This window comes from Agathobaculum sp. Marseille-P7918 (genome assembly GCF_900625105.1).
Classification (GTDB): Bacteria; Bacillota; Clostridia; order Oscillospirales; family Butyricicoccaceae; genus Agathobaculum.
On the sequence record NZ_UYYD01000002.1, the window covers coordinates 499,984 to 521,350 of the forward strand.

16 protein-coding genes are annotated in these 21,367 nt (G+C 60.9%); 8 read left to right on the top strand and 8 right to left on the bottom strand.

The window, feature by feature from the left end:
* Nucleotides 1–133 precede the first annotated feature (133 nt).
* Complete coding sequence (trkA, locus tag EJL02_RS05910) at nt 134–1,510, top strand: Trk system potassium transporter TrkA (RefSeq protein WP_125115479.1); 1,377 nt, start codon at nt 134–136, stop codon at nt 1,508–1,510.
* Nucleotides 1,507–2,952: a TrkH family potassium uptake protein gene (locus EJL02_RS05915; RefSeq protein ID WP_125115480.1), complete on the top strand. Its 1,446-nt coding sequence runs from the start codon at nt 1,507–1,509 to the stop codon at nt 2,950–2,952. The genes trkA and EJL02_RS05915 overlap by 4 nt, the downstream gene beginning before the upstream one ends.
* A gap of 42 nt (nt 2,953–2,994) precedes the next feature.
* Here the strand turns inward: EJL02_RS05915 and EJL02_RS05920 are convergent, their stop codons facing one another.
* Complete coding sequence (locus tag EJL02_RS05920) at nt 2,995–3,888, bottom strand: hypothetical protein (RefSeq protein WP_125115481.1); 894 nt, start codon at nt 3,886–3,888, stop codon at nt 2,995–2,997.
* 89 nt (nt 3,889–3,977) lie between these two features.
* Nucleotides 3,978–5,705, bottom strand: a complete 1,728-nt coding sequence (locus EJL02_RS05925) for a phospho-sugar mutase (RefSeq protein ID WP_125115482.1) — start codon at nt 5,703–5,705, stop codon at nt 3,978–3,980.
* Between the two features lie 303 nt (nt 5,706–6,008).
* Here EJL02_RS05925 and EJL02_RS05930 point away from each other — a divergent pair, with 303 nt between their 5' ends.
* The 4 genes from EJL02_RS05930 to EJL02_RS05945 all read left to right on the top strand — a co-directional run bounded on the left by EJL02_RS05930 (nt 6,009) and on the right by EJL02_RS05945 (nt 9,655).
* A complete protein-coding gene (locus EJL02_RS05930; RefSeq protein ID WP_125115483.1) occupies nt 6,009–7,379 on the top strand; it encodes a MurT ligase domain-containing protein in 1,371 nt (456 codons plus the stop codon).
* A gap of 15 nt (nt 7,380–7,394) precedes the next feature.
* Nucleotides 7,395–8,132 carry a type 1 glutamine amidotransferase gene (locus tag EJL02_RS05935; protein WP_125115484.1) on the top strand — a complete coding sequence of 246 codons (738 nt, stop codon included), beginning with the start codon at nt 7,395–7,397 and terminating at the stop codon, nt 8,130–8,132.
* A 380-nt stretch (nt 8,133–8,512) separates the two neighbouring features.
* A complete protein-coding gene (locus EJL02_RS05940; protein WP_125115485.1) occupies nt 8,513–9,076 on the top strand; it encodes a manganese efflux pump MntP in 564 nt (187 codons plus the stop codon).
* 177 nt (nt 9,077–9,253) lie between these two features.
* A complete protein-coding gene (locus EJL02_RS05945) occupies nt 9,254–9,655 on the top strand; it encodes a CBS domain-containing protein (protein WP_125115486.1) in 402 nt (133 codons plus the stop codon).
* Nucleotides 9,656–9,715: 60 nt separating this feature from the next.
* Here the strand turns inward: EJL02_RS05945 and EJL02_RS05950 are convergent, their stop codons facing one another.
* From EJL02_RS05950 to EJL02_RS05975, 6 genes are all read right to left on the bottom strand, one after another.
* A complete protein-coding gene (locus tag EJL02_RS05950) occupies nt 9,716–12,295 on the bottom strand; it encodes a X2-like carbohydrate binding domain-containing protein (RefSeq protein WP_125115487.1) in 2,580 nt (859 codons plus the stop codon).
* A 207-nt stretch (nt 12,296–12,502) separates the two neighbouring features.
* On the bottom strand, nt 12,503–14,770 hold the full coding sequence (locus tag EJL02_RS05955; RefSeq protein ID WP_125115488.1) for an S-layer homology domain-containing protein: 2,268 nt from the start codon (nt 14,768–14,770) through the stop codon (nt 12,503–12,505).
* A gap of 175 nt (nt 14,771–14,945) precedes the next feature.
* Nucleotides 14,946–16,037: a PSP1 domain-containing protein gene (locus EJL02_RS14565; protein WP_125115489.1), complete on the bottom strand. Its 1,092-nt coding sequence runs from the start codon at nt 16,035–16,037 to the stop codon at nt 14,946–14,948.
* A 17-nt stretch (nt 16,038–16,054) separates the two neighbouring features.
* Nucleotides 16,055–16,936, bottom strand: a complete 882-nt coding sequence (locus EJL02_RS05965) for a DNA polymerase III subunit (protein ID WP_125115490.1) — start codon at nt 16,934–16,936, stop codon at nt 16,055–16,057.
* Nucleotides 16,933–17,256 (bottom strand): cyclic-di-AMP receptor, encoded by a 324-nt coding sequence (locus EJL02_RS05970; RefSeq protein ID WP_125115491.1) that lies wholly within the window; start codon nt 17,254–17,256, stop codon nt 16,933–16,935. The genes EJL02_RS05965 and EJL02_RS05970 overlap by 4 nt, the downstream gene beginning before the upstream one ends.
* Nucleotides 17,257–17,282: 26 nt before the next feature.
* Nucleotides 17,283–18,722, bottom strand: a complete 1,440-nt coding sequence (locus EJL02_RS05975) for an aminotransferase class I/II-fold pyridoxal phosphate-dependent enzyme (RefSeq protein ID WP_164510310.1) — start codon at nt 18,720–18,722, stop codon at nt 17,283–17,285.
* A gap of 299 nt (nt 18,723–19,021) precedes the next feature.
* Between EJL02_RS05975 and serC the strand changes: the two genes are divergently transcribed.
* Nucleotides 19,022–20,113 carry a 3-phosphoserine/phosphohydroxythreonine transaminase gene (gene serC / locus EJL02_RS05980; RefSeq protein ID WP_125115493.1) on the top strand — a complete coding sequence of 364 codons (1,092 nt, stop codon included), beginning with the start codon at nt 19,022–19,024 and terminating at the stop codon, nt 20,111–20,113.
* A gap of 78 nt (nt 20,114–20,191) precedes the next feature.
* A complete protein-coding gene (locus tag EJL02_RS05985; RefSeq protein ID WP_125115494.1) occupies nt 20,192–21,343 on the top strand; it encodes a 3-phosphoglycerate dehydrogenase family protein in 1,152 nt (383 codons plus the stop codon).
* The last annotated feature ends 24 nt before the right edge of the window (nt 21,344–21,367 follow it).

The following is a 21,367-nucleotide window of genomic DNA, read 5'->3' on the forward strand; positions in this document are numbered from 1 at the left end:
AAAAACACGCTAAAAAACCGCGAAGATTGCGTTTCTGTCGGTCAAAGATATTGCTTTTTCGCTACCAAACCGCTATAATCGCTATGTATTACCATTTTATGTACCCTGTAAAAAGAGAGATCGGAGGCGCACCATGCGCATCATTATTGTAGGCTGCGGCAAAGTCGGTTCCGCACTGGCAGAACAGCTTTCCGCAGAAGGGCATGACCTGACCCTGATCGACCTGTCCGAGCGGCGGCTCACCGAGCTGACCAACACGCTCGACCTGACTTCGGTAACCGGCAGCGGCACGAGTTACCATGTGCTCGAAGAGGCGGGCGTGCGGGAGACCGACCTGCTGATCGCCGTCACCACCCATGACGAGATCAACCTGCTTTCCTGCCTGATCGCCAGCAAAGCGGCCGGCTGTCACACGATCGCGCGTGTGCGCGACCCGGAATATGTATCCGAGATCGGCTTCATCCGCGACGAACTGGGTCTGTCCATGGTCATCAACCCGGAATTGTCCACAGCGCGCGTGGTTTCGCGCCTGATCCGTTTCCCGTCCGCCATCGGCGTGAGCACCTTCGCCAAGGGCCGCATCGAACTGCTCGATATCCGCGTCCCGTCCACTTCCCGCCTCAACGGCATGGCGGTGTGCGAAGTCAACCCGCTGCTGCGCACGAACGCACTGCTGTGCATGGTGCGGCGCGAGGGGCAGACCTTTATCCCCAAGGGCGATTTCATCCTGCATGAGGGCGACGACGTGACCGTCATCGTCCCGCCGCGGGAACAGACCGAGTTTTTCCGCCAGATCGGCGTGCCGAACGACCATATCCGCTCGGCCATGCTGATCGGCGGCGGCAAAATTTCCTACTTTTTGGCCAAAATGCTGCTGGAAACCGGCATTTCGGTCAAGATCATCGAAAACCAGCTCGAGCGGTGCGAGGCGCTGTCCGAAATGCTGCCGGGCGCGACCATCATCCACGGCGACGGCACCGACCGCGACCTGCTCGACGAAGAGGGTCTGTCTACCTGTGAAGCGTTCTGCGCGCTGACCGGCATGGACGAGGAAAACATCCTGCTGGCGCTGCACGCGGGGCGCCATTCCAAGGCCAAACTGTTCACCAAGGTCAACCGCGTCAACTTTGAGGAAGTCATCTCCAGCCTGCCCATCGGCACGGTCATCCGTCCCAAGCAGACGACCGCCGAGCTGATCGGCCAATACACCCGCGCGATGCAGAACTCGATGGGTTCCAACGTGGAAACGCTGCACCAGCTGGACGGCGGCGCGGAAGCGCTCGAATTCCGCGTGGCGGCGCACGACCTGATCGGCGTGCCGCTGCAGGATATGCCCATCCGCCCGGATGTGCTGCTGTGCTGCATTAACCGCAAGGGCCGCCGCATCATCCCGCGCGGCCGCGACGTGCTGCGCGAAGGCGATACCGTGATCGTGGTTTCCAACCGGCGCGGCATGAATGACCTGCAGGATATTCTCCAGCCGGAAGAAGCGGAGGATATCGAATCATGAATCATGCCATGGTACGCTACCTGATCGGCTGGATGCTGGGCGTGGAATCGGTGTTCCTGCTTTTGCCCATGCTGACCGCCATCCTGTACCGCGAACCCGTTGTGCTGGCCTATCTGGCGACCGCCGCGATCTGTCTGGCGATTGCCGCCGTTTTGTGTCACAAAAAACCGGAAAACACCCGCTTTTACGCCCGCGAAGGCTTTGTCACGGTCGCGCTGTGCTGGATCGTGCTGGCGCTGACCGGCGCGCTGCCGTTTTTGTTCAGCGGCGAGATCCCGTCGGTGGTGGACGCATTGTTCGAAACCATCTCGGGCTTTACCACCACGGGCGCGACCATCCTGAGCGACGTCGAAGCGCTCTCGCACGCCTCGCTCCTGTGGCGCAGCCTGACCCACTGGGTCGGCGGCATGGGCGTTCTGGTGTTCATGCTGATCGTGCTGCCGCTGGCCGGCGGCCAGACCATCCACCTGATGCGCGCGGAAAGCCCCGGCCCGTCGGTGAGCAAGCTGTCGCCCCATCTGCGCGACACCGCCATGATCCTGTACGGCATCTATTTCGGCATGACCGTGCTGGAGATCGTGCTGCTGATGCTCGGCGGCATGCCGCTGTTCGACGCGGCCTGCACCTCGATGGCGACCGCAGGCACGGGCGGCTTCGGCATCTGGAACAGCTCGATCGCCTATTATGACAGCTATTACCTGCAAGGGGTCGTGACCATCTTCATGATCCTGTTCGGCGTCAACTTCAGCGTGTATTTCCTGCTGCTGACCAAGCGCTGGAAAAACGCCTTCCGCATCGAAGAGGTGCGCCTGTATCTGGGCGTCATTCTCGCCTCGTCTGTACTAATCGCCATCAATGTGCGGCCGCTGTTCTCAAGCTTTTTCCAGAGCTTCCACCACGCCGCGTTCCAGGTGGCATCCATCATCACCACCACCGGCTTTTCCACCGTGGACTTCAACCAGTGGCCCGCGTTCAGCAAGGCGCTGCTCGTACTTTTGATGTTCATCGGCGCGTGCGCCGGTTCGACCGGCGGCGGCATGAAATGCTCGCGCGTGCTGCTCATGTGCAAGAGCATCCGCAAGGAAATGCAGTTCCTCATCCATCCGCGCGCGGTGCGCGTTAACAAGATGGATGGCCGCCGTGTCCAGCATGAAGTCGTGCGCTCGGTCAACGTGTTCATGATCGCGTATCTTTTGCTGTTCATCGTGTCGGTGCTGCTGCTGTCGATCACCAACGAGGAGCTCATCACCAACTTCACCGCGGTTGCGGCGACGCTCAACAACGTCGGCCCCGGCCTCGAACTGGTCGGCCCCGCGGCAAACTTCGGCTTTTTCTCGCCCCTGAGCAAGATCGTTCTGATGTTCGACATGCTCGCCGGCCGTCTGGAAGTGTTCCCGATGCTGCTGCTGTTCGCCCCGGCGACCTGGCGCAGAGAAAAGTGACCCAAACAAGCAAAAACGCCCGCAAAGCGGGCGTTTTTTTACTTATGAAAGCGCTTCGCAAATGGTTTCCGAAACCAGAACGCCCTCGGCATTGTATTCCGCCTGATAGATGCACACACCGAGCGCGTCGAACCGCTGCTCCGTGCGCCCTTGCAGCACGCCGTTTTCGTACTGGGCACTGCTGCCGGTCGAACCGTCCGCGCTGTCGGTGTAGCGGAAGGTGGTTTCGCGTTTATTGCCGTCACCGTTATCCACAAGGCTGTGGATGAGCCGATCTTTGTCGTCGTAAGCATAGTCCGCGACGGCCGTATAGCCGCCCAGCTGGATTTCGCTGTGGACGATACGATTTTTGTCATCCAGAATGTGGGCGTCCTGCTCGATCACCGCGCCGTCCGCATCGTATACGGTCACGGCTGCAAGCGTCGTGCCGTCCGGCTGCGGCTCGTAGATTCGTTCGCTTCTGGTGCTGATTTCGCCCTCGCTGCGGGTCTCTGCGCTGATTTCGCGTCCCTCTTCGTCGAAAGCTGTGGTCGTCTCGGTCAGCAGCGCGCTGTCCAGATACATCACGCCGCGCACGCAGTTGCCCACGCGGTCATATTCTCTCAGGCTGAGCATGGGCTTGCCATCCCCATCGGAAAACGACGCGATCAGGCGTCCCTCTGCGTCATAGGCTTGGTACGAGACCGACTCCGACCACTCCCCGCCGCCGTCCTCCGGCAGCGCGCCGCCGGTCATCTCGCGCAGCGAAGCCTGATCGAACCGCAAGGTCTGGGTGTAATACCGCGTATCCCGCGGCAGCGCGGCGCGCAGGTCGTCCAGCGTTGCGATCTGCGTGCCGTCGATCGGCTGCACGGATGCCTGATACGCCACGGTCACGCCGGTGACCGCCGCGGCCAGCAGAACGCCCGCTACAAGGCGCATGACGATCTGTTTCATCGCAATTCCCCCGTTCTCTGTCCTCCAAAAACCGCAAAGGCGTGCGTCGGAAACCGGCGCACGCCCTTTGTTTGGCTGAAAAGCAATCTTTACTTGACGATCTCCTTGGCAGCGGCGGCCAGCGCGTCCACCTTGGCGGCGGCGTCTGCCTTGCTGTCGCCCTTGGCCATGATATATACCTTGACCTTGGGCTCGGTGCCGGACGGACGGATGATGAACATCGTGCCGCCCTCCAGCTCATAGTACATCACGTTCTGGCCCTTGAGCTCGATCTGCTCGACCTTGCCGTCCGCCATGCAGGTGCGGGTGCCGGGCATGTAATCGCGGGTGTACTCGACCTTGTGCGGGCCGATCTGGGTCAGCGGCTTGTCGCGCAGCTCGCCCATGAGTTCCTTCATGCGGGTAAGGCCGGACACGCCGGGCATGGTGATCGAGATGGTCTGCTCGCAATAGTAGCCGTACTTCTCGTACATCTCTTCCATCGCGTCGTACAGGGTCTTGCCCTGCGTGCGGTAATAGGCCGCCATCTCAGCGATCAGCATAGAAGCGGTGACCGCGTCCTTGTCGCGCGCGTAGTCGCCCGCGAGGTAACCGTAGGACTCCTCAAATGCGAACAGGTACTGGTGCGAACCGGTCTGCTCGAACTGCTTGATCTTCTCGGCGAGGAACTTAAAGCCGGTGAAGGTATCGAAGCACTCCACGCCGTTCTTGTTCGCCGCGGCGCGCGCCATCTCGGTGGTGACGATGCTCTTCAGCACCGCCGGATGCTCCGGCATGGTGTTCGTCAGCTTGCGGGCGGTGATGATATAGTCGATCAGCAGCACGCCCACCTGGTTGCCCGACAGGGTGACATAATCGCCGGTCTTGTCCTTGAGGACGATGCCCGTGCGGTCGGCGTCCGGGTCGGTGCCGATGATCAGATCGACGTCGTTCTGCTTGGCCAGCTCGATGGCAAGCTTGAAGCCTTCCTTATATTCCGGGTTCGGGTTCTTGACGGTCGGGAAGTCGCCGTCGATCTTCATCTGCTCGGGTTCGCAGATGATGTGCTTGTAGCCCAGACGGCGCAGAATCTCGGGCACCAGACGGTAGCCCGCGCCATGGAAGGGCGTGTAAACCAGCTTGAAGTCGTCCGCGACCTGCTTAACGCAATCCGGATTGACCGCTACCTTGATGACCTCGCCGAGGTATGCCTCGTCGGTTTCCTTACTCAGGATGCGGATCATGCCATCTGCGACCGCCTTGTCGTAATCCGCGGTCTTGACGCCGGTGAAGATGTCGGTTGCCGCCATCTCCTTGGCGACCACGTCTGCCTCGGCCGGCGGCAGCTGCGCGCCGTCCTCCCAGTAGACCTTATAGCCGTTGTATTCCTTCGGGTTGTGGGACGCGGTGATGTTGATGCCCGCGATGCAGCCATAGTGGCGGATCGCGAAAGACAGCTCGGGCGTCGGGCGCAGCTCATCAAACAGCAGCGCCTTGATGCCGTTTGCCGCGAGGATGCAGGCGGACTGCCGGGCAAACTCGGGCGAGAAATGACGGCTGTCATACGCGATGGCAACGCCGCGGTCCATTGCGGCCTGACCATTGGAGACGATCAGCTTGGCAAGGCCCTGCGCCGCCTGACCGACCGTGAAGCGATTCATGCGGTTGAGGCCGACGCCCAGCACGCCGCGCAGGCCCGCCGTACCGAACGACAGCGGCGCGAAAAAGCGGCTTTCGATCTCCTCGTTATTTCCCTCTACCGCGCGCAGCTCGGCGCGCTCTTCCTCCGAAAGCGCGTCGCTTTCCAGCCAGCGCTTGTATTCCGACATATAATCCATTGGAATTCACCTCATCCTGTTATTTGGCTAAAGCCACTATCTAAATTATACAATATCTGTCTGTCAATGCAAGGGGTTTTGCGCGAATTCGTACATTTTACGATGCACTCCGGTATCTTTTCACAAATCAAACCTGCTTTTTTTGTGCATTTTATTCTGTCTTTTGGAAATTTGACATGCTGCCAAATTTTCCATCGTTATTTTGTGCAAAATGCCGCAGGAGACCCATTTCCATGCTTGTACTGCGCGGAAAAATGCGGTATACTTCATTTATATGAAATTGACAGATTGAGGGGTCATGATATGAAGCTGAAAACCCGGCTGGCCGTTGCGGTTTGTAAGGCCTCGGGCGCCGTGCTGCGCCGTCTCGGCCGCGGCGGCACCAACCTGCCCGGCAAGCTCGCGCTCAAAATCGACAAGAACATCCTCGGGGAACTGTCGCGCGGCGTCAAGGTCACGGTCGTGACCGGCACCAACGGCAAAACCACCACCTCGCGCATGATCGAGCAGGCGTTTGCCGACGCGGGGCTCAAATACTTTTCCAACAAATCGGGCGCCAACCTGCTGACCGGCATCATCGCCGTGTTTGCGCAGCACTGCACGCTGTCCGGCAAGTGCCCGTACACGCACGCGCTGATCGAGTGCGACGAAGCCGCCTTCCGTAAAACGAGCGAATTTCTGCCGGTCGAGTGTCTGGTGGTCAACAACATCTTCCGCGACCAGCTCGACCGCTACGGCGAGATCACGCACACCTTGAACGCCATCCGCGAGGGCATCACCCATGTGCCGGACGCGACCCTGTGCCTGAACGCCGACTGCTCGCTGACCGCCTCGCTCGCGGACAAGATCCCGAACAAGATCCTGTGGTTCGGCGTCAACGTCCCGATCTACGAAAACGCGGCGCACGAGCTGTCAGACGCGCCCTACTGCATCCACTGCAAGACCGAATACGAATATGATTACGTCACCTACGGCCATCTGGGCGGCTTCCGGTGCCCGAAGTGCGGCTACCACCGGCACGAGCCGGACGTCGCCGTGACCAAGATCCTGGCTGCGGGCGCGGATTCATCCGATATCGAGCTGTCCATCTGCGGCCACGCGCACGAAGTACACGTCAACCTGCCGGGCGGCTACAACATCTATAACGCGGCGGCCGCCGCGGCCGTGTCGCACGTCGTCGGCATCGACGAGGAGACCGCGGTCAGCGCGCTCGGCCAGTTTGAATGCGGCTTTGGCCGCGCCGAGCAGTTCACGCTCGGCAAGGCGCAGGCGCGCATGATGCTGGTCAAGAACCCGGCGGGCTTCAATCAGGTCATCAACCTGATCGCGCACGACAAGGGCACCTGCAAGCTGGCCTTCCTGCTCAACGACCGCTTCGCGGACGGCACGGACATCAGCTGGATCTGGGATGTGGACTTTGAAGCGCTGGCCGAACAGGAAGCGCGCTTCACGCGCATTCTGGTTTCGGGCGTGCGCGCGGACGACATGGCGCTGCGCCTGAAATACGCGGGCTTCACCGCCGACCGCATCGAGGTCATCCGGGACTATGAAGCACTGCTCGGTGAAGTCGGCGCGGACGAGACGCCTGCGTTCCTCATGCCGACTTACACGGCGATGTTCGACCTGCGCGGCGAGATCGCCAAGCACACCGACGTCAAGGCATTTTACGAATAAGGGGAGGGGAAGGACATGCAACTGAATATTTGTCATCTGTACCCCGATATCCTCAACCTGTACGGCGACCGGGGCAATATCATCACCATGAAGCGCCGGCTGGAAGCGCGCGGTATCAAAGTCAACATCGAGGAATGTTCGATCGGCCAGCCGCTGGACGTGGACAAATACGACATCTTTTTCATCGGCGGCGGACAGGACTTCGAGCAGGAAGTGCTGCTGCGCGACCTTGCCTCCGGCAAGGGGCGCGATATCTGCACCGCGGTCGAGGACGAAAAGGTGTTCCTCGCCATCTGCGGCGGCTATCAGATGCTCGGCCAGTACTACAAAACGTGGGACGGCAACCAGCTCGACTTCATCGGCGCGATCAACATTCACACGATCGGCGCGAAAGAGCGCATGATCGGCAACTATATGTACCGCACGACACCCGAAAGCGGCGGCACGATCGTGGTCGGCTTTGAGAACCACTCGGGCAAGACCTACCTCGGCGAGGACGTCGCCCCGCTCGGCATGGTGCTCAAGGGCTACGGCAACAACGGCGAGGATCAGACCGAGGGCGCGCGCTACAAAAACGTGTTTGCGACCTACTCGCACGGCTCGCTGCTGCCCAAAAACCCGGCGCTTGCCGACTTTATCCTGCACACCGCGCTCGCGCACAAGTACGACGGCGCCGAGCCGCTCACCCCGCTCGACGACACGCTGGAAAACCGCGCGCACGACTATATGGAAGAGCGCCTGCGCCACGGCTGACGCGCGGATATTGACTTCGCCCGCCGCATATGGTATCATAAGCGGTAATAAGGGAGTAGTCGGCGCGGAACTGTTCCACCGCGCGGCAGGGCCAACATACTGGGGAGGACGCTTCCCTGGTTCTGCATGAAATGACGAGACTTATCTGTTTTTACGGCGGATAGGTCTCTTTTTTTGTGCCTGTCCGGCGCTGCTAAGGCAATACCGCATAATTTGCCGAGAGCGATTTGCGCGCAAATTTTCCGGCTGAATGCGGCGCGTTTTTGCAGCAATACTTACTGTATTGCAAAAAAACGCAACAAAATGCAGGCAAAAAATTTCCGCAAAGCGCCGAAGACCAGATGATGCGGTGTTGCCTTAAGAACAAGGAGGACAAGAAAATGGGTTTGCTGGAATTGTTTATCATCGCGGTCGGTCTGTCGATGGACGCGTTCGCGGTGTCGATCTGTAAGGGGCTTTCGGTGCGCACGCTGCGGCCGCGCCACGCGCTGATCACAGGCGCGTATTTCGGCGGGTTTCAGGCGCTCATGCCGCTGATCGGCTTTTTTCTGGGCGTGCGCTTCCAGACGCTGATTACGAGCGTCGATCACTGGATCGCGTTCGTGCTGCTCGCGCTCATCGGCGGCAACATGGTGCGCGAGTCGCGCGATACCGACGAGGAAAACCTCAGTGATTCGTTTTCCTTTGCCACGATGCTGCCGCTCGCGGTCGCGACCAGCATCGACGCGCTCGCCGTCGGCGTCACGTTTGCGTTTTTGCAGGTGGATATCGTGCCCGCGGTGTGCTTCATCGGCGTGACGACCTTCGTGCTGTCCTGCATCGGCGTCAAGGTCGGGCATGTGTTCGGCGCGAAGTACAAATCACGCGCCGAGCTGTTCGGCGGCGTGGTTCTCATCCTGATGGGACTCAAGATCCTGCTCGAGCACCTCGGCGTGATCGGATAAACAAAAAGGACGCCTTCCGGCGTCCTTTTTTTCTCCCGGGCTTGCGGCCTCTGCCGTCATTTTCCACAATAGGCTCTGTCCAAATTGTTAATAAACTGTAAGCATTGACCAGAATCGGTTGACCTTCTCGCGGCGGCATCGTACAATAGAGACAGAACCCCACAAGGAGGACACGGCATGAATATTTCTTTTTTCCTTACGCCCAAGGCGCAAGTTTCGTACTTATTCGAGGACTGCCCGGTGCGGCAGGCGCTCGACGATATGATGAAAAGCGGCTTTACCGCCATCCCCGTGATCGATCCCAAGGGCCGCTACACCGGCACGATCACCGAGGGTGATTTTTTGCGTCTCGTGCTCAGCCACAGCCCAGAACAGCTGGATCACATGAACGTCGGCGAAGTGCCGCGGCGCATCCGGCACCGTTCGGTTGGCATGGACGCGCGTATGGAGGACATGATCGAGCTGGTTTCCGCGCAGAACTTTGTGCCCGTGACCGACGGGCGCGGCATGTTCTGCGGCATCATCACGCGGCGCGATGTGATCCGGTTTTTGCGCGATTCCTGCCAAAAACCGGAATAGAGCAAACGAAAAACCGTCCGGCAAAAGCCGGACGGTTTTTTTATGTGCCTATCGAAAAAATCAGCTCATCTGCACGCGTTCGCGGACCGTGCCGTTGACCGCCAGCGTGACCGACTGGGTCTTGTAGCCCGTGCAGGCGACCTGCGCCACATAGCTGCCGCGCCGCAGGTTGAAGGACGCCGTGCCGTCAGTGCCGGTCGTGATGCTCTTGCCGCCGATGCTGACGATCGCACCGGACAGCGGCGCGCCGTACACATTGGTGACCACGATCTGCACGGTTTCGAGGATCTCGCCCGTCAGCTTGACCGAACGGGCCGCGGAAACGCTCGCCGTCATGGAAACCGGCGCGGTGAACCGCGCGTGGGACGCGGTGATCTGATAAGAGCCGCGCTTGACGTAAACGGTCGCCTGACCGTTGGAATCGGTATATGCGGTCTGGGTCGCGCTGCCGTCCGCCGCATCCGAGGGCGTCACCGTGACCGCCGCACCGCTGACCGGCATGCCGAGGTCATCCACCACGGTCGTGGTCAGCGCATAGGTCGTGACGTAGTTGACCGTCAGAACCGGGTTTTGGCCGGTGGACATGACGAAAGTAAAGTCCACAAAGGTCGCGCCGTTCGAGCCAAGCTCGGAAAGCGCGGACTTGTTGATCGTCACCTGGTTGCCGCTCACGCGGTACTGCCAGTTCTCTTCCAGCGTTTTGTTGTTTGCGCGGATATACTTGAGCGTTGCGCCTTCCACCGGACTGAGCGTCACGGTCAGGTCGGTAAAGCCGCTGGAATTGGGGTTGGAATCAAAGTCGATCTCGGACGGGCTGACCTCGTTGACCGGGGCGGTGTCCTCGATCGTCAGCGAACAGGTCAGGGAATTGCCCTTGCTGACGACAAAGGTGATGCCGTACGAGCCGCGGCTGCGCTTTGCCAGCGCGTCCCGCAGCAGCGTGACCACACCGGTCGCAGCGTTATAGGTGTAATCCGTGCTGCGCTCGAGCACCGTGCTGCCGATCTTGACCGACTCGAGCGACGTGCCCGCCGCAAGCGCAAGCGTGATGTTCACATCGGCGTAGTTTGCCGAGCCTTCGTACTTGTCAAACACCACCTGCGAGGGGCTGACCGCGCTCTGCGCGGAATCGCCCACCGCCAGACCGACCAGCGCCTTGGTGCCGTCCTCGAACAGCAGCTCCATCGGGTAGCTGCCCGCCTTGAGCGTGCTCAGGAAGGTCTTGTAAATGCGGATGCCGTTTTTATCGGTCAGCAGGTTGTAGTCTGTGCCCAGACGGAGCGTTTTTCCGTTTGCCGTGATGCGGATGAGATCGTTCTTGTCCGCATTGAAGGTGAAGTCATAGGAATGTGCGATCGCATCCGGATTGCTGATGTCGATCGACAGGGTGGACGGGGAGACCGACACACTGCTCGACGAGGTGACTGACTGGCCGCCGATGACCGCGGTTACGCCGCCGCCCAGCGTATACGAGCCGGGCTGCATGATCAGCTCACAGCCGGACACATTGAGCACCGCGGACTGGATCGAGCCGCCGCCGGTGACCGTCGTCTGACCGTTCGCGGTCAGCTCGCTGATCGAGGTGCTGCCCGTGGTCAGGATCGAGCACTTGCCGGACGTGGTCAGATCCCACACCGCGGCGTCCAGCGTCAGCGAAAGGTTGTCGCCGGTCAGCGCAAGGTCGGAAAAGCCGCCGGCCGTCGCCGCGAGGTTGAGCTCGGTCAGTGCGGCCGAAGTCTGCACTTCGGTCGAAGCGATGTTGGTGTTGCCCGTGCAGGTCACCTGCGGGGTCAGGCCAAGCGGATTGGAAACCGTCATGTGGAGCGCGGAAACGCCGTCAAGTGTGACGTTGCCGCCGCTGACGATGATATCGCCGTTGACCGTGACGTTGGTCAGGCTGACGTTGCCCGAGTGCACGCCCTCAGTGATGAACAGGTTGCCGTCGATGACGGTGTCGGACAGCGAGCAGGCAGCGGAGATCGTCACATTGGCGGTATCGCTGTTCAGGTCGCTGCCGGTATAGGCCTTATTCGCGGTATTGAGCGAACCACCCAGGAAATAATACAGGATCTTGGCGATTTCGCCGCGCTTGATGTTGCCCTGCGGCTGGAAGGTGCCGTCGGTATACCCGTTGATGTAGCCCTGCGCGACCGCTTCGGCCACATAGCTCTGCGCGTAGTCGCTGATCTTGCCTCGGTCGGAGAAATCGTTCAGCTCGGACAGGTCGGCCGACGGGGTATATTTGTGCAGGCGGCCGAGGATGGTCGCGGCCTGCTCACGCGTCAGCGTGCCTTCAGGGTCCATCTTGTTGTTGCCCACGCCGTTGATGTAACCGTATTTGACCGCGATCTGCACGGTCTCATAATAAACCGCGCTGCTGCTGACGTCGGAAAAGCTGATCGAAGCTTTTTCCGTGAAGCCGAATGCGCGGTTGACATAGCGCATGAACTCCCAGCGCATGATCGCCTGATCGGGCGTATACTGGCCGGTGGAGGAAGAGGGGTTGATGATTCCCAGCTCGTCCATCTCCAGCAGGTATTTTTTCGCCCAGTGGTTATCGATGTCGGAAGCAGCGAACGCCGCCGGCAGCATGCATAAAAGCAGCGCAGCCGCCAGCACGGCGGACAAAAATCTTTTCACAGCTATCACCTCTTTGGATTCGTTATTCCTATTTTACCATTGTTTTCGTCATTTGTGTACTGTTATTTTACGGGAACCGACTGGGTTTTCCCATGCTTCGACACCCCTTTCCCCAAAACGGTTTTCCGATGCCCGCGGCGCTTTGCCGCGGAACGAAAAAGGGCTGCAAACGCCTGAAAACAGGGGTTTGCAGCCCAAAACGATCGCTCAAATCAGGGTGAGGAGCTTGGCAAATTCCGCGCGCGTGAAACTGCCCTGCGGGCGCAGCGTGCCGTCCTCATAGCCCTTGACCAGGCCCTTGCGCATGCACAGCACGACCGCGGCGCGGCGGTCGGCCGGGATGGACGCGGCGTCCGAATACGCCGCCAGCGTCTGGGTAATGGTCTGCTCGTCGGGCAGCGTCTCGCCCTGCGACACCAGCACGTTGGCAAACAGCTGCATCGCGTCCGCGCGGGTCATGACCGTCTCGGGCTGGAAGCCCTCGGTCAGGCCGTCCAGCAGGCCCGCGGCCTCGACCGCGCTGACCTCGGGCGCGTACCAGGCGTTGGGATTGATGCCCTCCATGGTGGCCTCCGCGTCGGGCAGCTGCTGGCTGCGCGCGACCGTGGCGCAGACCTCGGCCGTGGTGATGGCGTCATCCGGGCGGAACTTACCGTCCGCGCCCTGCATCAGCCCGCGCTCGGACACGGTCTGGATGTAAGAGGCCGCCCAGTGGCTCACCGGCACATCGGAAAAGCCCGCCACCGTCGCCGACGGCTTGGTATACGCCGTGTGCAGCGCCAGATAGCACGCGCTGTCGCGGTCCACCGCGTCGCCCAGCTGCTCAAAGGTGAGCAGATAGCTTTCGGTATACGCGCGGCGCGTTTCGCTCTCGTATTCATTATAATAGTACGTCACGCCCTGCTCGCTCATGCGCGGGAAGGAATACAGGTAGATCGCGTGCTCCGCCGGCAGCAGCTGCTTGACGGTGTCCATATAGCCGCTGACCAGCAGGTCGCTGATCTGATACTGCTCGCCCGTGCGCAGGTCGAAGGCCAGACTGTTGTTCCAGACCGACGAGCCCGCGCCCTTGCCGCTGATGCAGTTGGCCCAGACGACCAGCACCGACCCCTCGATCGACGCGCCGTAGCTGCCTTCGAGCGCTTCATATTCGGCGGTGACCGACGGCCCCTTGAGGAAGAACGCGCGGATGGCGTCGTTGATGCTCTTCTGCACCTTGGCGTCCGCCAGGCCGCTGATCTCGGGGAAATCCACGTCCCAGCCGTGCTCGGTGCCGTCCGCCTGATAGCCCAAAAACTTCTCATAATGCACGGTCTTGGCCGTGATGCCGCTGCCGAGGTCAAAGGACTTGGGCTGCTCGAACAGCGTTTTGCCGGTGGACAGGTTGATATACTTGAGCGTGCCGTCCTGCGTCACGCGCACGACGTTTTCGCTGAGTAGCGTCGGATTTTCGGCATTTTTCAGGCTGGCAAAGTAGCCGCCGTTCTTTTTGAAGAAAATCAGGCTGCCGTCCGCCGTGCCGTGCCAGGAAAGGCCGTAGCGCAGCTCATTGAAGCCGCCCACATAGCTGTTGACGCGGTAGGCGATGTTGCCGTACACATCGACCGCGGATGCCGAGCCGTCCTCGCTGCGCGCAGCATACAGCCCTTCGCCCATATAGGACAGGTAGTAATAAGTCGGTTCGGTCAGCAGTTTGCCGGTCGTGTCCATCAGGCCCCAGCGGTTGACCTGACACACCATCGCGGCGCCGTCGTGGAACTCGGAAATGGTCTTATAGAGGAAATCGGTCAGATATTCGCCCTTGGACAGCGAATACAGCGCCTGATTGGTCCCGTTGGACAGAACCACGGTGTCCTCACCGAAGATCGTCATATAAGACGGCTGGATATTGCTGTCGAGCGTATAGATCGTTTTGCCCTCGGTGTCGATGGCGAGATACTGCCCGTCCGTCGTGCACACGAGCGCGCGGCCATTGGAGAATGCGCCCGCCTCTTCAAATTCGCCCGCGAAAGCGGTCGCGCCGTCCTTGGTGACATAGGAATACAGGCCGGACGCCGGGCTTTTGCACAGCAGCAGCCCGTCCTCGAAAAAGCCCTCCGCGCCCGCGTAAGAGCCGATCTTGTTGCCGGACAGCGTGTAATACACGCTGTGGTCGGCATAGCGATAGGCGATCGCGTCATCCGAAAACTCGACCGAAACCGGCGCTTCGGTGTAATCGACGACGATGTGGCCGGTGCGGTCGATCACCGCGGTCTGCCACTGGTCGTTTTCGACCGCGGCCAGCCCGCATGCGGCAAATTCCCCGGCCTGGATATACGAAAACGGCAGCGCCGTCTGGCCATCTTCATCCAGATAGCCGTACCGGGTCACGCCGTCGATATCCGTGCGCTGCACCGGATAGACCGACCCCGCGGCCGCGGCTCCTATTATCATGATACACGCCGCAAACAGGGCGGATATGGTTTTCTTGAACATGGTTTTTCCATCCTTGGATTGTATGATGAATAAATTATATCCTTTTCTTCCAATCCGCTCAATAGCAGGGGGAAAAGTGTAACAATTGTGACACAAGCGCGCGAAATATTACAGGATGATTGCATCCCGCGGGCACAAAAAAGCGCCCCCTTGCAAAGGGGGGCGCTGCTGCGCTTTATGATTCCTGTGCCGGGGCGGCGGCTGCCTGCGCGCCGCTCTCCTGCGCGGGTGCGCCTTCCGCGTTCTGCGGCTTGCGGCGGCGGCGTCCTCCGCGGCGACGGCGGCGGCGCGGTGCGCCTTCCGCGGGAGCAGCGCCCTCGGCGGGCTGCTCTCCCTGCGCCTCTTCCGACGCCTCTCCGGCCTCAGCCTGCTGCTTTTTCTGCTGCTTGGCGGCTTCCTGCTCCATGCGGCGACGCTCCTCGGCCATGGCCGCGGCGTTCTGCCGGTTGCGGCATGCGCCCTTGACCACGCAGCAGTCCACGCACTGGAACTCGGTCAGCGTATGGTCCGGGCTTTCATCCAGCTGCACCTTGCAGGTGCCGCGCAGCATCTGGGTCGTGATGACCTTGCCGCGCCCTTCGGGCGTATCGACCACGCTGCCCTGCTTGGGGGTGACCTTCTGCAGCTCGGCATAGGCCTCATGCTCGTATTTCAGGCAGCACATCAGTCTGCCGCACACGCCCGAGATCTTGGCCGGGTTGAGCGACAGATTCTGATCCTTCGCCATGTTGATCGACACCGGATGGAAATCCTCCAGATACGAGCAGCAGCACAGCTCGCGCCCGCAGGTGCCCAGTCCGCCGATCATCTTCGCTTCATCGCGCACGCCGATCTGGCGCAGCTCGATGCGCGTGCGGAACACGCTGGCCAGATCCTTGACCAGCTCGCGGAAGTCCACGCGGCCGTCCGCCGTGAAGTAAAACAGCATTTTGTTCATATCGAACGTGCATTCCGCGGTGACCAGGTTCATTTCCAGCCCGCGTTCCTCGATCTTGCGCTTGCAGATGACAAACGCCTCGTCCGCGCGCTTTTTGTTGCGCGCAAGCGTCTTTTTATCCGCCTCGGTCGCCACGCGCACCATGCGCTTGAGCGGCTGGACGACCGTCTGGTCGGGCACGTCCGTGTTGCCCTGCACGCACTGGCCGTACTCCAGCCCGCGCGCGGTCTCCACGATCACGTCCTCGCCCGCCGACACCGGCACGCCCTGCGGATCGAAATAATACATTTTTCCGCCCGTTTTGAAGCGGACTCCTATAATCGTCGTCAAAAACTGATCCTCCTATATTATAAAAAGCAGATGCGGTAGGCATCGCTTGTCAGCGCACAGGTGACCGCGGCCGCCGCGGCATTGCGCGAGACGCGGTCGGTCAGTACGCTCAGAAAATCATACAGCTTAAGCAGCCGTGCGGCGCTTACCGCGCGGGCCAGCGCCTGCGTCTGCGCGCGCAGCGCGCCCTCGACCGGCGGCTGCGGCAGGCCTTTGGCGGCAAAAATCGCGTCGCGCAGCGCGCTTTGCAGCACGGAAATCACGCCCAGAAGCGCCCGGCGCGGCGTTTTCTCCAGCGCGAGCGCGGCCAGCATCATGCGGTCCTCGCGTCTGGCAGCCAGCGCTTCCAGATAGGGCGCAAGCAGCGGCACGGCTTCGCCGTCGTCCGGCGCGTCCCCGCCCTGCGGGGCGAGCGCGAATTTGGTGCAGCGCGATCGCACGGTTTGCAGCAGCGTATCCGGCTGCTCTGCCGTGAGCACAAAAAAGGCGTATGCCGGCGGCTCCTCGAGTTCCTTGAGCAGCGCGTTCTGCGCCATGGGGTTTAGGTTGTGCGCGTGCCGGATGACGGTCACGCGGCGCGCGCCGTCGTTCGGGATGATGGCGTTTTCCGCCTTGATGCGGCGCGCGAGATCGACTTTGAGCTCGCTTTCGCCCTCGTCGATGACGGTCAGGTCGGGATGGACGCCCTCGCTGACCTTGCGGCAGGATAGGCACGTCCCACACGGGCGCGAAGACGCGCTTTCGCACAGGATGCCCGCGGCCAGCACGTCCGACCACGCGGCCAGCGCCGCGGAGTCGTCCCCCGAAAGCAGCACCGCCTGCGGGAACCGGTCTGCCAGCGCCTTTTGCAGCGCGGTTTTGAGCGCAGCGTTGCCCGGCAGCGCGTCAAAAGAGATCAAAGCTTTTCAAAGCGCTCAACATTGAGCACGAATACGGTCGCGCCGCCGACCTCGACCTGCACCGGCGTGGACGGGAAAAAGCCCATGCCCAGCTCTGCGGTGGTCGGGATGATCTGCTTGCGCGAGGAAGAATGTTCGCGGATGATGTCGAAGCACTCATCCAGCTTGGACTCGTCCAAACCGATCAGGATGGTGACGTTGCCGGCCTTGAGAAAACCGCCGGTCGTCGCCAGCTTGGTGATCTGGAAGCCGGCCTTCATCAGGTTATTGATCACGTCCTGAGCATCATCATAATTGATGATCGCAAGTACCATTTTCATAGAAAAAACTCCTCCTTTGAGGTAAATCAGCCGATCACAACCGTGATCTCACCGATTTCATTGTACCATCTTTTGCGAATAAGTTCAATGTGCGCGCGGGTAATTTTCTCACCCGGCCACAGCAGCGGAACGCCCGGCGGATAGGGCGTGACCGGGCGGGCGCACACCAGACCCTCGGCGGCGGCGGGCTGCACGCGGCCGGTTTTGGAAAACCATGCGTCGCGCACGGACAGGACCCGCTCGGCGGGCGGGAACGGCTCGGCGGCGGGCGGCAGAACCTCTTCGCTGCGGCGGCGCGAAATGCGGCGCAGGCCGCGCCGCAGCCGGTGCACCGCCGTGGCGGGGTCCGCACAGGTCAAAATGAACACCACGTTGCGGTCGTCCGCCATCTCGCAGGCGACGCCGCACTCGCTCCACAGCATATCCGCCAGCTGATGGCCGGTCACGTCCGTGCCCGCGGTGCACACGGTCAGGCGGCAGGGGTCGAGCGCGGGGAAATCCTCCATGGTCAGCGGCGTAAAGCCCGTGCGCCGCAGCACATACTCGCGCAGCTCGCCGCAGGTCTCGGCCGCGCGGCGGTAGGCGGCGCGGCCCGGCCCTTCGGTGTAGGCTCGGGCCAGATCGATGGACGCCATGATGGGGTAGGACGGGCTGGACGTGCCGAACAGGGCGGTGTTTTCGCGCAGCGCGTGTTTGTCCACACCCTTGGCGCTCAGCACCACCGCGCCCTGTCCCAGACAGGGCAGCGTTTTATGGATGGACAGCACGGCCATATCCGCGCCCTCGGCGACCGGCGTGGGCAGGCCGACGGCAGGAAAGTGCGCGCCGTGCGCCGCATCCACCAGCAGCTGCTTGCCGTAGGCGCGGCACAGGTCGGCAAAGGCCGGGATCGCGCGGCGCACGCCGTAATAGGTGGGGCTGGTGAGCAGAACCGCGCGGATCTCAGGATGGTCGATCAGCTGCCGCTCGGCGTCCGCGGGCGCGAGCGCGCCCGAAATCCCGAACGGCTCGAGAACCGGCGCGGAGAAGAAATACGGCGTGATATCGAGCAGCGCGCAGGCGTGGCAGACCGATTTGTGGCACTCGCGGTCGAGCAGCACCGCGCCGCCGCGGCCGACCGCGGTCGCGAGCACGGACAAAATGCCCTGCGTCGAGCCGCCGGTCAGGAAAAAGCAGTCGGACGCGCCGAAATACCGCGCCGCCGCGACCTCCGCGTCGCGGATCGGGCCGTCGCCCAGATACAGGTTGCCCGTGCCATAAGTTTCGGTGAAGTCGATCGCGAACACCTCGGCATAGCTGTTGAACAGCGGCTCGCCCTTGTGGCCGGGCATGTGGAAACGCGCGGAATCGCCCGTGGCGAGCAATTGCAGCGCGTGAAACAGCGGGGCATTGGTGAACGGCAGCAGACGGTTGATCTGCCGGTGGGAAAGCTGCGTATGGGAATGCGGCTGTTTGCGCCGGAACATGGCCGTCCTCTCCTTTCCTTCGCGCGCGGCCCTCGTTTTGTCCACAAGCCTGTGCACAAACCGCGCGGATTTTCTCATTTTCTTGACGGATTCAGTATACCACACCGGGCAAAGCGCTTGCAATGCGCGCGCAGAGGCAATACTGCGCAATCTGTCCATAATGTGCAGACATTCGTCTTTTTGCGGCGGATTTTTGGTTTAATTTCCTGTAGTAAATCGTTTTACCTTATATTATAATGAATATTGCATTCCTATACGGAACAGCACGTTTGATTATTGAAAGGCAGGTAACTATCACTATGGCTGACAATCGTATCTACAATTTTTCCGCAGGCCCCTCTATGCTTCCGGTACCCGTGCTTGAGCGCTGTGCGTCCGAAATGCTGAACTACAAGGGCTCCGGCATGTCCGTCATGGAGATGAGTCACCGATCTAAAGTATACGACGGCATCATCAAGGAGACCGAAGCGACCCTGCGCCGCGTGCTCTCCATTCCGGATAATTACAAGGTCCTGTTCCTGCAGGGCGGCGCGACGACCCAGTTCGCCGCGATCCCGATGAACCTGCTGAAGACCGGTAAGGCGGATTACGCGATCACCGGCAACTTTGCCAACAACGCGTACAAGGAAGCTGTCAAGTTCGGCGACATCCATGTCGCATTCACCTCCAAGGAGACCGGCTTTAACCGCGTGCCGACCCAGGCTGAGCTGGACATCCGTCCGGATGCGGATTACTTCTACATCTGCGCGAACAACACCATCTACGGCACCGAGTGGCAGTACGACCCCGAGACCCCGGCGGGCGTAGAGCTGGTGGCCGATATGTCCTCCAACATCCTGTCCAAGCCCGTGGACGTTTCCAAGTACGGCGTCATCTACGCCGGCGCGCAGAAGAACATGGGCCCCGCGGGCGTAACCGTTGTCATCGTGCGCGAGGATCTGCTGGGCAACTACCCGCTCGAAAAGTACCCGGTCATGCTCGACTGGAAGACCATGGCCGACAAGGACTCCATGTACAACACGCCCCCCACGTACGGCATCTATGTGCTCGGTCTGGTCGCTGAATGGGTCGAGCAGATGGGTGGCGTCAAGGTCATGCAGGAGCGCGCCGAGAAGCGTTCCAGCATGCTGTATGACTACCTCGACAGCCAGGACTTCTACAAGCCGGTTGCCGAAAAGGCGTCCCGCAGCCACATGAACGTCACCTTCCGCACCGGCAACGACGAGTTGGACGCGAAGTTCGCCAAGGAATCCATGGCGGCCGGCATGTCTAACCTCAAGGGCCACCGTTCGGTCGGCGGCATGCGCGCTTCCATCTATAACGCAATGCCGATCGAGGGCGTTGAGTACCTGATCGACTTCATGAAGAAGTTCGCAGACGAAAACAAGTAAAAACATCATCCAAAATATTTTCAGGGCGCGAACTCCACTCGCGCCCTCACCATATTGTTATCAAAGGAGAGTATTCCCATGTATCAGGTGAAGCTGTATAACAAGATTTCCAAGGTCGGTCTGAACGACCTCGATCCCGCGAAATACACCTGCTCGGAAGATTTCGAGGACTACGACGCTGTCCTTGTCCGTTCGGCCAAGCTGCACGACGTCCAGTTCCCGAAGAACCTCAAGTGCATCGCGCGTGCGGGCGCGGGCGTCAACAACATCCCGCTCGACCGCTGCGCACAGGAAGGCATCGTTGTCTTCAACACCCCGGGCGCAAACTCCAACGCCGTCAAGGAACTGGTTGTCTGCGCGCTGATGTTGGCTTCCCGCAAGATCGTGCAGGGCGCAAACTGGGTAAAGTCGCTCAAGGGCACGCCGGACATCGGCCCGGCCGCCGAAAAGGGCAAGTCCACTTACGCCGGCCCGGAGATCGCCGGCAAGAAGCTGGGCGTCATCGGTCTGGGCGCAATCGGCGTCAAGGTCGCGAACGCTGCCGTCGGTCTGGACATGGAAGTCTGGGGCTACGACCCGTATCTGTCGGTTGACGGCGCACTGGCGCTGTCCCGTTCGGTCAAGCACGTCACCGAGCTCGACCAGATCTTCGCCAACTGCGATTACATCACCATCCATGTGCCGCTCAACGCAGAGACCAAGAACACCATCTGCGAAGAGTCCATCGCCAAGATGAAGGACGGCGTGCGCATCATCAACCTCGCCCGCGGCGAGCTGGTCGATACGCAGGCCATGGCCAAGGCGCTCGAGAGCGGCAAGGTTGCGGCTTATGTGTCCGACTTTGCCTCCGACGAGATCCTCGCGCAGGAAAACGCGATCACGCTGCCGCACCTCGGCGCGTCCACGCCCGAAAGCGAGGACAACTGCGCCAAGATGGCGGTCAAGGAGATCTCGGATTACCTCGAAACCGGCACGATCCGCAACTCGGTCAACTTCCCGAACCTCAAGGTTCCCTATGAGGGCGGCTACCGCGTCTGCATGATTCACAAGAACATCCCGAACATGATCGCGTCCATCACCGCCGCGGTCAAGTGCAACATCGAAAACATGGGCAACCGCTCCAAGGGCGACTACGCTTACACTATCGTAGACCTCGCCGAGCAGCCCACCGAAGCAAACCTCGACGCGCTGCGCGCGATCGACGGCATGATCTCGGTGCGTGCCCTGTAAAAAACGGCAGCAAAAAGCCTCCCG

Bases quoted from the DNA above. Each gene is read 5' to 3' on its own strand.
- trkA (WP_125115479.1), top strand. From the start codon at position 134: ATGCGCATCATTATTGTAGGCTGCGGCAAAGTCGGTTCCGCACTGGCA.
- EJL02_RS05915 (WP_125115480.1), top strand. From the start codon at position 1,507: ATGAATCATGCCATGGTACGCTACCTGATCGGCTGGATGCTGGGCGTG.
- EJL02_RS05920 (WP_125115481.1), bottom strand. From the start codon at position 3,888: ATGAAACAGATCGTCATGCGCCTTGTAGCGGGCGTTCTGCTGGCCGCG.
- EJL02_RS05925 (WP_125115482.1), bottom strand. From the start codon at position 5,705: ATGGATTATATGTCGGAATACAAGCGCTGGCTGGAAAGCGACGCGCTT.
- EJL02_RS05930 (WP_125115483.1), top strand. From the start codon at position 6,009: ATGAAGCTGAAAACCCGGCTGGCCGTTGCGGTTTGTAAGGCCTCGGGC.
- EJL02_RS05935 (WP_125115484.1), top strand. From the start codon at position 7,395: ATGCAACTGAATATTTGTCATCTGTACCCCGATATCCTCAACCTGTAC.
- EJL02_RS05940 (WP_125115485.1), top strand. From the start codon at position 8,513: ATGGGTTTGCTGGAATTGTTTATCATCGCGGTCGGTCTGTCGATGGAC.
- EJL02_RS05945 (WP_125115486.1), top strand. From the start codon at position 9,254: ATGAATATTTCTTTTTTCCTTACGCCCAAGGCGCAAGTTTCGTACTTA.
- EJL02_RS05955 (WP_125115488.1), bottom strand. From the start codon at position 14,770: ATGTTCAAGAAAACCATATCCGCCCTGTTTGCGGCGTGTATCATGATA.
- EJL02_RS05970 (WP_125115491.1), bottom strand. From the start codon at position 17,256: ATGAAAATGGTACTTGCGATCATCAATTATGATGATGCTCAGGACGTG.
- EJL02_RS05975 (WP_164510310.1), bottom strand. From the start codon at position 18,722: ATGTTCCGGCGCAAACAGCCGCATTCCCATACGCAGCTTTCCCACCGG.
- serC (WP_125115493.1), top strand. From the start codon at position 19,022: ATGGCTGACAATCGTATCTACAATTTTTCCGCAGGCCCCTCTATGCTT.
- EJL02_RS05985 (WP_125115494.1), top strand. From the start codon at position 20,192: ATGTATCAGGTGAAGCTGTATAACAAGATTTCCAAGGTCGGTCTGAAC.